Source organism: Acinetobacter sp. IK23, from assembly GCF_035615275.1.
Classification (GTDB): Bacteria; Pseudomonadota; Gammaproteobacteria; order Pseudomonadales; family Moraxellaceae; genus Acinetobacter; species Acinetobacter seifertii.
Window position 1 is genome coordinate 13,581 of sequence record NZ_JANBNX010000038.1, and the last position, 13,637, is coordinate 27,217.

Sequence of the window (13,637 nt, forward strand, 5' to 3'; positions counted from 1 at the left end):
TCCTTGCTGTTTTAAGCTTCTAAATAAAAATTTTAGAAGTGATATTTAACCAAAGCACTCACGTTATTTTCATCTCGGCCTTGTAGACCAAATTTATTATTCCATACAGAGTGTTCGATACCGAGGTATAGACGTGTGTCAGGAGAAATGTGTTTACCTACATTCCATTTCCACTGAGTTGTCCAGTTTAACTCGCTAGCATGGTCACCTTCAGCAGTTGACCAATCTAGGAAGCCATCAACCAAGAATTCTTCAGATGCAATGTTAAATGGAATACCATAAACGAAAGTCATTTGATAATCGTCGTCAGTTTTCTCATTATTTGCACGGTAGAAGTTTAAATTCGCATATTTAAAATATGGAATATCTAAATCAACAGCAAAACCATATAAGAAATTATCAAAGTTATTGCCGTTTTCGCTGTTACTTTCCCAAGTGGTACTAATGAGTACATCTTTAATTGGGCCATAAGCTAGTTTTTTGCCAGACACTTCGCCCAAGCTTAAACGTGGTGATAACTCAAAATATGTACTTTTATGATCGTCTTCACCCCGCATACGGTCCATGAAGAAAAACACATCAGCATATTTAACTTTTGCAGCATATTCCAAAGTAATCGTAGTTTCTTTGTCGTCTACAACTTCATAGTTTTCACCATAAAGTCCAGTCACGCTAAAATCTTGCCAAATTGGTTTTGCCTGAACCATGGCAGTTGCAGATAACAAGGCACAAGTCGCCGCAAGTTGCTTTAATTGCATTTAAATGATCTCCCCCCAAATAAAGCACGCTAAGGATACAGGGTCTTAAGCAAAAATGAAGCCAAATTTGATCAACGGTTAAAAAAAGGCCCACCGAAGTGGGGCGCTAAAAACTAATCTATTAATGTGTATTTCTAGTATTTATGGTTTGGCTCAAATGAGGAGTAGATGAGCTACGAAATGAAGGCAAATGATTAAATAATAAATTCAATAAGATAGCAAAGATACAAGTCGAACTAATACCCGAATGGAACAAAGTTTGTACCCAAACTGGAAAATGTGCATAAAACTCATGGTTAATAATTGGGATCATTCCTGCCGATAAAGCAGTCGCGACAATGATCAAATTTTTCTGATCGTTATAATTTATTTTTGCTAAAGTGCGAATTCCGCTCGCTGCAACTGACCCAAATAAGACCAGACCTGCACCACCAAGTACAGGCATAGGGATTGCTGCAATTAGACGCCCCATAACAGGCAATAACCCCAAAATAATGAGAATGACACCGCCTGCAGCCACAACAAAACGGCTTTTGATGCCTGTAATCGCAACTAACCCAACATTTTGAGCAAAAGCACTTTGCATGAATGAACCAAAGATAGGTGCAACAGCACTTGAGAACATATCTGCACGAACACCATTGGCGATACGTTTAGAATCGACATCGGTTCCTACAATGTCTCCTACAGCAATAATATCGGCTGTAGTTTCCGTCATAATCACCAAGGTAACGATGAGCATTGATAAAATGGCACTCAGTTCAAAGGTAGGCAAACCAAATGCAAAGAAATGTGGAAATTGCAGCCATGCACCTGAGCTGACCTGACTAAAGTCACCGAAGCCCATAAAGTAAGCCAGTATGGTACCAGCCACGATCGCTAATAGTATAGATAAGCGACGAATGCTAGCTTGTGGCAGCATGTTTAAAATAATCACAATGCCTAAGGTGAGTAGGGCCAAAGAAATATTTTCTACGCTTCCCCAGTTGGGTGCTTTATCGTTACCACCCATCATCCAGCGAATCGCAACGGGTAACAGAGATAGCCCAATAATCGTGATGACGCATCCCGTCACAACAGGGGGGAAAAAACGAATGATTTTTGAAAAGTAAGGCGCAAGGCAAAGTCCAACTAGAGAGGCTACAATGACCGCCCCATAAACCGCAGGCAGGCCACCGCCCGTGGTAATAATGGCGACCATGGTTGCCACGCCAGCAAAAGACACCCCCTGAACTAAAGGTAGTTTTGCGCCTAGATATTTGGTTCCTATGGTTTGTATGAGTGTTGCCAACCCACCTACAAATAGGGCTGCTGCAATGAGCATTCCGACTTGTGCCGAGCTTAAACCAGCCGCCGTTCCAATAATAAGGGGCGGAGCCACAATACCACCATACATGGTCAGCACATGCTGTAAACCGTAAGCAAAACTTTTCGAGATTCCTAAATATTCATGCTCTGGAGAAATCGCATTCTTTTGTCGATCATTCATATTTTTCTCCTATTTTAATTCAGTTAGCTACCACGATAAGTAGAGTAAGCAAACGGGCTAATGAGTAGTGGAATGTGATAGTGCTGCTTGATGTCTTCTATAAAAAATTGAATGCAAACACGCGGGAAAAAAGTTTTGACTTGCTTCGCCGAAAAATAAGGCGCAATTTCAAATTCAAGTTGATATGGCCCTTCAGTTAAATCTTTGATACCAAAATCACTTACTCGACCATCTTTATTGGTGATTGCGGTTGCAATCAGTTCATGAGTTGCTGCATGAAATAACTTCACTTCGACTTCTGCAGCGGGTTTACCTAAATTTGTATCTAAAATATGAGTGCTGATCATGCTTGTATTTCCTGAGATAGACGTAATAGAGCAATTGCTGCGAGTTGCTCATGTACAATGACTTTTTCTATAGCTAAGTTGTTTTGAAGACGTTGATTAAGTTTTTTTAAAATCTCATCGCTACTAAGGCCAGCGGCTTTAATTAAAAAAATGAAGCCAAACTTCTCTTCATAATCGAGATTGCCTTGTAGCAGAGCTTGTTGTGTTTGCTCATCTAAGGAAATGCCAGCTTGCTCTTGAGCTGAAAAATTTTGTTCTTTTGCATTCAGCTGTTTTTTTGCTTGCCGTTCACCAATTTTTGGATGAGTTGCTAAAGCATTTTCAATCTCTTCCCATGACCATGTGTGGCTCAATTGTTCCGCATATCCTAAAAGAACAGACGTTGATGAGTAGGGACGTTCTGAGATGATTTTTTCGGCCCAAGCTGGAATATGGACGCAGTTATTTAACAGAGTCTTGAGTTGATCGGGTGGGGCTTGGTTAAACTCGGCTAAAAACACTGTCATTCCTAAACTCAATATAGTGATATAGAGTTTTAGCAATAACAGTGCCAAAAGTGGTTAATATTTCGCTAATGAATTTGCAAAATGAATAATCAACTATCGAGTTATGTGATTTTTATACCAATACTCTGCTATATCCTGACGGCGACAGACCCAGACACGATCGTGCATTTCAATATAGTCGAGAAACCTTTGTAATGCTTTAAAACGACCCGGATGCCCCAAAATACGGCAATGCATTCCAATCGACATCATTTTTGGTGCAGTTTCACCTTCTGCATACAACACATCAAAACTATCTTTTAAATATTGAAAAAACTGCTCTGAGCTATTAAATCCACCCGGTGAACAGAACTTCATGTCGTTACATTCGAGGGTATAAGGAATAATTAAATGCGGACGGGATGAACCTGCCTCATTGGTAAGGGTCGTCCAAAAGGGTAGATCATCGCCATAATAATCTGAGTCGTATTGTATTTGCGGAAACTCTGCGAGTAACTGACGGGTATTAGGACTATCGCGTCCGGTGTACCAGCCTATAGTTTTATTTTTAAACAAGTTTTCTAAAACAGATAAAGCTTGTTTCATATGCTGTTTTTCGACTTCAATGTCAGTGTCTTGATAGTGAAGCCATCGGTAGCCATGAGAAACCACATCATAATCAGCTTCTTTAATCGCTTCGACGATATAAGGGTTGCGCGCCAACGCCATGGCAACGCCAAAAATGGTCATTGGGAGCTTGCGCCGTTGGAACTCACTATGAATGCGCCAAAAACCAGCACGTGAACCATATTCGTACATAGAGTCCATCGACATATGCTTGGCTGGATAGCTTGCAGCACCAATAATCTCTGATAAAAACTGTTCCGAACCCTCATCGCCATGCTCGATATGCTTTTCGCCACCTTCTTCATAATTCAGGACAAATTGCACTGCAACCTTAGCATTGTTGGGCCATTTCACCTCTGGAGGCTGTCCGTGATAACCGATTAAATCACGTGAATAAGGAGACTTCTGAATCTGCTCAATGAGTTCTGCTCCATATAGATAAGATTCGGTCACAATTGCTCTCCTTTTGTTCAATTTTTCATAAAAATTTAAAAAATCAGCTTGCATATTTTTATAGATGGACTGATATTGAAGATATGAAGATCTTCAAAATAAATTAAAAGCAGTACGTTTAAGTCAGGAGATAACAAACCATTACACCATCAAAATGTACAATTGAAGTCAGTTCATGCATGCTTAAAACATGCCAACATAAAAAAGTTTTGCATAGAAAAGATCCACAGTAAGAAAGAGAGGATGGTATTTATGAATATTGAAATCCGCACAGATAAAAACATCCATAATAGTGAACGTTTAATTACTTATGTACGTGCAGAACTTACTCAAGAATTCCAACGTCATAGCGAACGTATTACGCATTTTTCGGTTCATTTTAGTGATGAAAATGGGGACAAAGGTGGTGACAAAGATATCCACTGTATGATTGAAGCCCGTCCTGCTGGTTTAAAACCAGTTGCAGTGCACCATAAAGCAGGAAATATTGATGCTTCAATTCATGGCGCGATTGAAAAACTAAAACGCAGCCTTGAACATACGTTTGAGAAAAAGGAACACCCGAGAGGTGGTCAACCTGAATTCATTGATGATGAAGCTTAAAAATAGCTAAAAAGCCCTTCGGGGCTTTTTTTATGGAATATTAAAAACAAGAATAAAAACTCTTCACAACTTTTGGTTTGCAATGCAATAGCATTGACCTCTAAAATCTTTATCAGAGATTAGGCATAATAGCCCTAATATATTTTTGAGAGATGGTCATGTTAACCACCCAGCAGCAGGCTTTAATTCAAGCCATAGAAGAATTAGAACTTACGCAAGTACAAAAATTACTTGCTGAGGGGCTTGATCCGAATTTCATTGATCCGGAACAAGGGCCACCCGTGTCAATTATCTGTGATGGAATTTTTAAATGGTGGGAAGACGTTTCAGAAGCTTATGAAGCGGGTACTCCTTTATCAAAACAAGAAAAACAAGACGCATTACAAGTTTATCTCGATATCCTTGATGCCTTAATCCAAGCTAAAGCAAATGTTCATCTTTGGGATGCAGAAGAATTTTATGGCCCACTATGGGATGCGGCAAGTTCGGCATGCGCACCAGCGGTTCAACGTTTACTTGATGAAAAAGTTGACCCAAATACACGTGATGAAGAAGGACTTACCATTTTATCTTCAATCAGCCAGTTGTTCTTTGATTGTGATTTTGATGAAATAGATTGGTCAGAAGCGCTTCAAGAAGAGCGTGAAACATTAGAATTGTTGCGCCATCATGGGGCAAAAATGTCAAAAGAACTAACTACTTGATTGGATAATAGAATGAGAACATTTCAAATTTTAACTTTTGCTCTGACCACTGTTGCCGCAGGAAGTACTTTTGCTGCTGAGTTCTCGTTTGACCGTCCTGGTTCAGGCTTTGGAACAGGCATCACTCCAGTAGGGCAGTTAGCTTGGGAACAAGGCTTACCAAGTGCAACTTATACAGAATCAAATGTTGATGGTGTAAGAGAAAAGACCGTAACCGTCAATGAAGATATGTTATTCCGTACAGGTTTGGCTAAAGACCTAGAATTACAATTAGGTTGGCAAGGTCCGGCTTGGACTCAAACTAAACGCGCAGGTAAAAAGACAGATACCTCTGGTTTAGGTGATGTAAGCATCGGCTTAAAAAAAGCGATTGATTTAAATGATGAAAATTTAACAATGGCTGTATTGGCTCAAGCGCTTATTGCAACAGGTAATGATGAATTTACTGCACATGACGATATTTATAGTTTAAGTTCGGCAGTGGCTTATCAATATAATGATTTGATCAATACAGCAATTACCATGCGTTACGAAGTGCAAAACAGCAACTGGGCTGTGACTGCTATTCCAACCATCAACTATAAAATTGCCGGCAAACTTTCTGGTTATTCTGAGTTTGTATATCGTAAAGCTGAAAGCGAAGACTATCAATATAGCCTAGGCACAGGTTTAGTTTATGCAGTTAATAAGCGTACTCAGCTTGATGCAAGTGTTGGAGTAGATCTAGATGGTCAATATAAAGGCTACCGCGGTGGCTTGGGTATGGCATTCTTATTCTGATAAAACTAACTTGAATAGATGTTAATGAAAAAGCTTTTTTCTCAGGGAATTATTTATTTTCTAGCTGCGGCTACGTTGGTATTCAGTCAGTTTGTTTTTGCAGAAGATAAGCTACTTTCACCAGAACAGGCTTTTTCATTTTCGGTTGAGTCGCCACAATCGCATACTGCGAAATTATCGTGGCAGATTCAGCCGAACTATTATTTGTATCAGCATAAATTTATCGTACAACAGGGTACTCAACCTTTAACTTTGAATTTGCCTAAGGCAGTTTCTCAATATGATGAGAACTATGGGCAAAGTCAGGTTTATTATCATCAAATCAATTTCCAGATTAAAACCAAGCCTTCAGAGCACTACACTGTAACTTGGCAGGGCTGTGCCAAAGACCGTATTTGTTATCCACCCCAAACCATCGAGTTTCAAACCGATGCAGATGGATTGGTTAGTGTGCAAAACCAAGCAGGGGCAGCACCGAAACGCTTATTAGATTTGGCAAATACACAAGCATCGTCTCAAGAAACTCTAACTAATCAGACAAGTTCAGAAACTAAAGCAGATGCGACTACTCCACAAATTGCAGAAGACCAGATTTGGTCGGCGAAATTAATTGAACACTCGCTTTGGTATGGTGTTTTATTATTTTTAGGCTTAGGCATGTTGCTCGCATTTACACCATGCTCTTTACCCATGTTGCCGATTTTAACTTCATTAATTATTCGAGAGCATAAAGGTTTAAAGGCTTGGACTATTGCACTTACTTTTGTATGTAGTATGGCATTGGTTTATGCAGGTCTAGGTTTAATTGCTTCTTCAGCAGGCCTAAATTTCCAACGTTGGTTGCAACAGCCCGCCACGCTTATCGCGTTTAGTTTGTTATTTGTGGTTTTTGCCCTAAATCTGTTTGGGTTGTTTGAGATTCGTTTACCGCAAACATGGTTAAATCGACTTGATCGCATTCAGTCTATGCAACAAGGTGGTACTTTAGTTGGTGCAGGAGTCATGGGCGTAGTTTCTGCGCTATTAGTTGGTCCATGTATGACCGCACCTTTGGCTGGAACTTTACTATTTATTTCTCAAACCCAAAATCAATGGCAAGGTGCTTTGCTTTTATTTTGTTTAGGTTTTGGAATGGGGATTCCTTTACTCATCGCTAGTGTTTTAGGCGCAAGATTTTTACCTAAAGCTGGCGACTGGATGCATCAGATTAAAGTAATTTTTGCTTTTCTGATGTTGGGTCTAAGTCTTTATTTTATTCGTTCTTTATTGCCAGATTGGGGCATGCAAGTGCTTAGTTTATTGCTAGGCCTCGCTTTTATTGCCTACGCACTTTATCAGTTCTTTTGGAAAAAAGGGCAGTTACAGTGGCTCTATGCGCTTCTGCTTTTATTGGTTACTCCGTTTGTTGCCTATAATCAGTATCAACACATACAAAATCGCAGTTTGCAAAGTTCCGACCATATGGCTGAATGGCACATTGCGACAACAGCAGCAGACTTTCAGAAAATTTTAGCAGCAGCGCCTGCTGATCGGGCTATTGTCGTTGATGTCTATGCAGACTGGTGTGTGGCTTGTCAGCCTATTGAGCATCGTATTTTAAAAGCACCAGAAATTCAGTCAGCTCTTGCGCCTTACTATCTCATTAAGCTTGATTTGAGTCATTATGACCATTCACATGAGGCTCTACTCAAGCAGTGGAGTATTTTAGGGCCACCAACTTATCTGTTTTTAAATGAGCATCAACAAGAAATACGTTCTTTACGTTTAACTGGTGCATTTAGTCAGCAAGAGCTGTTGCAACAGCTCGCAAGTTTATCGAAGGCTAAATAGTTAAATTGACTCTATATGTGGTAATTGGTGAAAAGTGCGCACTTGATTGCGCCCTGAAGCCTTTACCGCATAAAGTGCTTCATCGGCCTGTCGAATGACGAGGTAGGGATCGTTTGCAAAAGCGGAACTACTAATTCCAAAACTTGCACTTACATGAATCTGAATATTTTGATTGTTGAAAATAGAAAGCTCTTGTAAGGCAAGTCGGCAACGCTCTGCAATTTTTTCCGCTTGAGTAATATCGGTATGGGGGAGTAATAAAATAAATTCTTCTCCACCAAATCGACCAATAATGTCTTCATTACGCAAGTTCTCAGACAAGCATTGAGCAATTTTAATTAAGACCTGATCACCCTGATGATGCCCATAGACATCATTAATTTTTTTAAAATGGTCTATGTCGAGAAGGACTAAAGCATAATCGAATTGTTGCTCGTGAAGTGCTTCAAGATGGGTATTTAAACTGCGTCTATTTAATACATTAGTTAATGGATCAATTTGGCTTAAGCGCTGAATATAAGTTTCTCGTTGTCGCCACTGGGTCAGTAATATTTCAAATAAAATAAGGCAGGCGACTAAAATCGGCATAATAAAAAATAGCATGCTCCCTAACCAAAATGGATTGGTTTGGGCGTGTCGAATTATGGTGAAGTTAAATAAAGGAGCGTAGGGAATAACGCCATTCATACTTAAATAAGTACATATTGCTAAAATAATTGTTGCTGGTATAAAGGCGCTATAAACAATTTTTCTTTCAAATAAAACCAGACCTACACCAATAGTGCCTACATATCCAACCATTGTGGCGGGGCTGATACTACCAATTAAATATCCATCATGACACAGCATAAGCATGAAGACTTGTACGCTAACCAAAGGAACAATTTTTTGAGCCCGCTCTTGGTCTTTGTAGCGATAACAAGGAATAATCAGTAGTGCCAATAAAAATAAGGTCAATAAATTCAGCCAGAGTTGTGACTCTACGAGCGGTAAATTTGCCCATTGCCAAATGCTAGGCGTTATTAAAATATAAGCTTTCCATAAAATCCAACTGAAATTCATTGCACATGCAAGTGTAAGCATCAGTGCACTTTTTTCTAAAGGCGTCCAATTAATAATATGGTTGTTATGGATGAATTCGAGAACCACCTGTTTTATTTTATTTATAGAATAAGTGATGAAACGAATTTTCATAATAATATATGAACTCCTAAATAGAGATGTTTCCTCTTCAGATCATCCTAAAATGGGAGAGTTGGAATGATTCATAACCTAAACATATCATGATTCAATTATTAAACCTTAAGATTAGGGTTTTTATAAAAAATGAAGTGAAAAGTATTTAAAACTTGTCACTTCATTTATTTCAATTAAGTTTTGTCGAGTTCATGTGCAAACTCGGCAATATCTGCCATCGCTTGTTTTGCTTCTTCAAACCAAGCATTAAACATCTGGAAGTTATGCCACATGCCTGTGTAAAGTTTAAAATGTACTTTGACACCTGCTTCTTCAGCTTTTTCTCTAAAGCGCTTCGCGTCGTCTAATAAAATTTCTTTAGAACCCACCTGTACTAATGTTGGCGGTAAACCTGCTAAGTTATCAAAAATAGGTGAAACACGTGGGTCATCTGCTCCAATATGATTGCCAATATAATGTTGAATACCGATTTGCAGGGCTTCAAAAGAAAGTAGGGCATCATGTTTTTGGTTAAATCTTAAAGATTCACTGGTTAGGGTTAAATCTAAAAAAGGAGACAATAAAATTAAACCACTTGGCATCAGTTCAGGTTGTTCTTTTAAGCGCAAGCAAAGTGCTAAAGCTAAATTGGCCCCACATGAGTCACCCGATAAAATAATATCTTTGGGCTGAATACCTTGAACTAATAACGCTTGATATACATCATATAATGCCTCAATCGCTTCAGGGTATGGGTGCTCAGGAGCAAGAGGATAGTCCACGTGAATAATTTGCATTTGAGTACGGGCCGCTAAATCCGTCATGAATGCATGATGGGTTTTCACACTCCCTAGAAAAAAAGCTCCGCCGTGAATATGAAAAATAAGCTGCGTCGCTGAATCCTGAGCTTTAATCTCTTCACCCTTTACACCAGCAAGTCGAATCGGACGAACAGTTACGTTTTTTTGTTTTGGAAATGCTCGGCAAAGTTGTTCAAGCATCGGGCGCAGGGCAGTTGGAGGTAAATTCAACTGACTTGGTTTGCGAATCGCTGTTTTTAGAAATGTTTCAGTTAAATAATATTTTAAAACGTTTGGTATATTCATATAGTATCCGCTTATGTTAATAACTTGTTTCCCTATAAATTTTATTTTTCAAGGTTACAAGGTTACACGAAACAGTCACATTCAAAAATTGCAATATCGTTGCGAGTTTTGAATACTGAAGTCTTGAAAGACCCAAGGATATTACAAAAATGAAAAAGATTGCTTTAGCTTTAGGACTTGTTGGTATGGCTGCATTTGCAAATGCGGCTGATCCACTCAATGGAACGGTATGGAAAACGATTGATGACCAAACCAATAAGCCCAAAGCCGTAGTAAAGTTTACGGAACAGAAGGATGGAACCTTAACTGCAACCATTCAAAACATTTTGACACCAGGTGAAGAAAACTCCTGTACAAAATGTGAAGGGCCGTATAAAAACAAACCGCTTAAAGGTGTGACCATTGTACATAATCTAAAAAATGTAGGTGGCACCAGTTATGAAAACGGTACAATTTTAGACCCTAAATCTGGCAAAACTTATAAATTAAAAGGTGAGTTGGCCGAGGGCGGTAAAAAGCTTAAATTGCGCGGTTATATTGGTGTGTCAGCATTAGGCCGTAACCAAACATGGATTCGAGCGAACTAAATCTGTAAATAAAAAAACGAGCCAAATGGCTCGTTTTTTTATGCACTTAGATTTTGATAGGCAGTTTCATCAAAACCTACCAGAAAACCTTTAGACGTCTGTAGAACTGGTCGTTTAATTAAGCTTGGTTGAGCAATTAAAGCTTCAATAAGATGATCTTCACTGCTTAATGCACGCGTCTGTTCATCTTCAGATAGTTTTCTCCACGTGGTTCCTTTTTTATTGAGAACAGTATCTTGTCCTATTTCTTTTAACCAGATTTTGAGGGTGTCGGCATCGATTCCTTGTTTTTTATAATCGTGAAATTCGTAGCTCAAACCTTTTGCTTGTAAGGCATCAAATGCTTTTTTCATTGAATTACAGTTTTTAATACCATAAATTTTTAACATTTTATCGGACCATGTCAAAAAGAAAGAACACACAGCCTAACCCAAAATGCTTTTGAGGACTACTTTATACAGATAGTTTTAAAACAAATGAAAAATAATGATTAAAACAATAAACAATGTCATGTTACTGTCATAAGACGAGGCAATAATGAGCCCAACAAGAAGAATCTAGAAAACTAAAAGAACTTAGCGCAAAAAATAAGAGATAGAAAAGAGAAAACCCGCATTTAATCATCCTGATCATGCGGGTCTCATTTCAACGTCCAATGTCACATCCTTGCAAATAAACTTATCATAAGTTTATTTTATCTTCCTACGGCGTCCTATCCTTTTGCGTCATCCTGACTGCTTCCCTGTGCCGTGGGGCTATAATGCCGTTAAACGTGTGTAAGAAAAATACTCAAAAACGACATGTGCTGTAAGCAAAAACGACAATGTAAGTGAACATGTGTTCACTTATTCTTGAATTTTATAGTCAACAATAACTGGAGCATGGTCACTAAACCATTGATCTTTATAGACCCATGCGTTTGTTGTACGTGTTCTCCAGTCTGGTGAACAAGCTTGATAGTCAATACGCCAACCTACATTTTTCGCACGCGCTTGACCGCGATTTGACCACCATGAATACAACTCGGCTTCTGTTCTTACCACACGGAAAGTGTCTACATAGCCAAGTTCATCATAAATATGGTCAAGCCATGCACGCTCATGTGGTAAACAGCCAGACGACTTTTGGTTGCCAGACCAGTTTTTTATATCAATTCGTTTATGAACAATATTGTAATCGCCACAAATAATGATGGATTTATTTTCATCACGCCATTGTTTTAAGATTTTTGCGTATTCACCTAAAAATAAATCTTTACGTGCCTGCGCTTCTTCACCACTTGAGCCCGAAGGTAAGTATAATGATGCAATATGTACGGGATGTGACAAACCTAAATCGAATTCGGCAGAAATGAAGCGGCCTTGACTATCGGCCAATTCAAACCCTAAACCATCTTTAATAGAGACAAAGGGTAAGCGGCTATAAATTGCAGTACCTGCATAGCCTGCACGCTCTGCTGGAAACAGATGGGTATGCCATCCTTCGGGTCTAAATTTTTCAGTCCATTGTTCATGGGTAATGCGGCTTTCCTGCATACATACGACATCGGCATCGGATTGTTCTAACCATTCAAGTAAGCCTTTCGTTACTGAAGAACGTAAGCCATTTACGTTAATGGAAACGACTCGAAGAATTTTTACATCACTTGGATACTGATCCTTTGGTATCATGCGAAAATTTAACCTCAATTGTGAATTTGGAGCACCTCATGACAACGCCTGTGTCATTTAACCCGCAAGCATTTATCGAACTCGCATTATCACGCGGTGTGCTTAAATTTGGTGAGTTTACTTTAAAATCTGGACGTGTGAGTCCTTATTTTTTTAATGCAGGCCTACTCAACGATGGTGAAGCTTTATCTCTTTTAGCACAAGGCTATGCCGATAAATTAACACAATGTGAAAATGTTGATGTGATTTTTGGACCAGCGTACAAGGGTATCCCATTTGTAGCGGCGACTGCTGTTGCTTTGTCGCAAACACATAATAAGAGTGTGCCATGGGGCTTTAACCGTAAAGAAGCGAAAGATCATGGTGAAGGCGGTGTTTTAGTTGGTGCTGCGGTTGAAGGTAAAAAAGTCTGGATTATTGATGACGTAATTACCGCAGGTACAGCGATTCGTGAAGTCGTAACGATTTTGAAAAACGCTGGCGCAACTATCGCAGGTGTGTTGGTAGCATTAGATCGTCAAGAACGTGGTCAAGGTGAGCTCTCTGCAATTCAAGAAGTGCAAAAAGAATTAGAAATTCCTGTGCACGCACTCATTACCATGAAAGATTTAATGGATTATTTAGAGGCGAAAGGCGAAAAAGAAGCGCTAGCAAATATGCAAGCTTATCGCGAGAAATATGGGATTTAATACTTTAATTAAATTGATTTAATGAAAGCCGTTTCAGTGCGTTGAATCCTGAAACGGCTTTGTCTAAATATTGATGCTAAAAGGAAACTTCAAGAATTTCGCATATGAGATTTTATGTTAAATAAAGTTTCTAGACTTAGACTTACACACTCCGCATAATTCATAAACTATTATATATAATGGAGTTAATGTGAGTAGTTTATTAGTTTCGGGACTGTTCTAAATTTTGTGTAAGTACTTAATTTTCATTTATCCTTCAGAGGATAATTACAAAAGGTACTTCACATGGATGAAGCAACAATCAAAAGTATGGCTGCCGAATTGGCTAAAGGT

Annotated in this window: 15 protein-coding genes; 6 read left to right on the forward strand and 9 right to left on the reverse strand. The window is 38.9% G+C overall.

The window, feature by feature from the left end; genetic code table 11:
* Positions 1 to 32 precede the first annotated feature (32 nt).
* From MSG95_RS17620 to puuE, 5 genes are all read right to left on the reverse strand, one after another.
* Positions 33 to 758 carry an outer membrane protein OmpK gene (locus tag MSG95_RS17620; RefSeq protein WP_039251953.1) on the reverse strand — a complete coding sequence of 242 codons (726 nt, stop codon included), beginning with the start codon at positions 756 to 758 and terminating at the stop codon, positions 33 to 35.
* Positions 759 to 879: 121 nt separating this feature from the next.
* Positions 880 to 2,247 carry a nucleobase:cation symporter-2 family protein gene (locus tag MSG95_RS17625; protein ID WP_049066064.1) on the reverse strand — a complete coding sequence of 456 codons (1,368 nt, stop codon included), beginning with the start codon at positions 2,245 to 2,247 and terminating at the stop codon, positions 880 to 882.
* Between the two features lie 23 nt (positions 2,248 to 2,270).
* Complete coding sequence (gene uraH / locus MSG95_RS17630) at positions 2,271 to 2,594, reverse strand: hydroxyisourate hydrolase (RefSeq protein WP_068935307.1); 324 nt, start codon at positions 2,592 to 2,594, stop codon at positions 2,271 to 2,273.
* Entirely contained in the window at positions 2,591 to 3,094 is a 504-nt protein-coding gene (gene uraD, locus MSG95_RS17635) for a 2-oxo-4-hydroxy-4-carboxy-5-ureidoimidazoline decarboxylase (RefSeq protein ID WP_039251971.1), read from the reverse strand. The genes uraH and uraD overlap by 4 nt, the downstream gene beginning before the upstream one ends.
* Positions 3,095 to 3,193: 99 nt before the next feature.
* Positions 3,194 to 4,159, reverse strand: coding sequence for an allantoinase PuuE (gene puuE, locus MSG95_RS17640; protein WP_191104685.1), 966 nt, complete (start codon positions 4,157 to 4,159; stop codon positions 3,194 to 3,196).
* 252 nt (positions 4,160 to 4,411) lie between these two features.
* Here puuE and MSG95_RS17645 point away from each other — a divergent pair, with 252 nt between their 5' ends.
* The 4 genes from MSG95_RS17645 (at position 4,412) to dsbD (ending at position 8,076) form a co-directional block, all read left to right on the forward strand.
* Positions 4,412 to 4,762, forward strand: a complete 351-nt coding sequence (locus MSG95_RS17645; RefSeq protein WP_004704894.1) for an HPF/RaiA family ribosome-associated protein — start codon at positions 4,412 to 4,414, stop codon at positions 4,760 to 4,762.
* Positions 4,763 to 4,920: 158 nt separating this feature from the next.
* Positions 4,921 to 5,466, forward strand: a complete 546-nt coding sequence (locus MSG95_RS17650) for an ankyrin repeat domain-containing protein (RefSeq protein WP_004704896.1) — start codon at positions 4,921 to 4,923, stop codon at positions 5,464 to 5,466.
* Positions 5,467 to 5,478: 12 nt separating this feature from the next.
* The gene (locus tag MSG95_RS17655) at positions 5,479 to 6,246 is read left to right on the forward strand and encodes a transporter (RefSeq protein ID WP_004704898.1); all 768 of its coding nucleotides are present in this window, start codon (positions 5,479 to 5,481) and stop codon (positions 6,244 to 6,246) included.
* 18 nt (positions 6,247 to 6,264) lie between these two features.
* The gene (gene dsbD / locus MSG95_RS17660) at positions 6,265 to 8,076 is read left to right on the forward strand and encodes a protein-disulfide reductase DsbD (RefSeq protein ID WP_077165303.1); all 1,812 of its coding nucleotides are present in this window, start codon (positions 6,265 to 6,267) and stop codon (positions 8,074 to 8,076) included.
* On the opposite strand, the gene MSG95_RS17665 is transcribed toward dsbD, so the two are convergent.
* Positions 8,077 to 9,270: a GGDEF domain-containing protein gene (locus MSG95_RS17665; RefSeq protein ID WP_139344760.1), complete on the reverse strand. Its 1,194-nt coding sequence runs from the start codon at positions 9,268 to 9,270 to the stop codon at positions 8,077 to 8,079. It lies immediately after the preceding gene.
* A gap of 176 nt (positions 9,271 to 9,446) precedes the next feature.
* A complete protein-coding gene (locus MSG95_RS17670; protein WP_068935299.1) occupies positions 9,447 to 10,358 on the reverse strand; it encodes an alpha/beta hydrolase in 912 nt (303 codons plus the stop codon).
* A 149-nt stretch (positions 10,359 to 10,507) separates the two neighbouring features.
* Between MSG95_RS17670 and MSG95_RS17675 the strand changes: the two genes are divergently transcribed.
* Positions 10,508 to 10,945, forward strand: coding sequence for a DUF2147 domain-containing protein (locus MSG95_RS17675; RefSeq protein WP_004704906.1), 438 nt, complete (start codon positions 10,508 to 10,510; stop codon positions 10,943 to 10,945).
* Between the two features lie 38 nt (positions 10,946 to 10,983).
* On the opposite strand, the gene MSG95_RS17680 is transcribed toward MSG95_RS17675, so the two are convergent.
* Positions 10,984 to 11,334, reverse strand: a complete 351-nt coding sequence (locus tag MSG95_RS17680) for an arsenate reductase (RefSeq protein WP_039251932.1) — start codon at positions 11,332 to 11,334, stop codon at positions 10,984 to 10,986.
* Positions 11,335 to 11,790: 456 nt separating this feature from the next.
* Positions 11,791 to 12,615: an exodeoxyribonuclease III gene (locus MSG95_RS17685; RefSeq protein ID WP_077165302.1), complete on the reverse strand. Its 825-nt coding sequence runs from the start codon at positions 12,613 to 12,615 to the stop codon at positions 11,791 to 11,793.
* A gap of 38 nt (positions 12,616 to 12,653) precedes the next feature.
* On the opposite strand from MSG95_RS17685, the gene pyrE reads away from it, so the two are divergent.
* Entirely contained in the window at positions 12,654 to 13,304 is a 651-nt protein-coding gene (gene pyrE, locus MSG95_RS17690; RefSeq protein ID WP_005130591.1) for an orotate phosphoribosyltransferase, read from the forward strand.
* Positions 13,305 to 13,637: the final 333 nt, after the last annotated feature.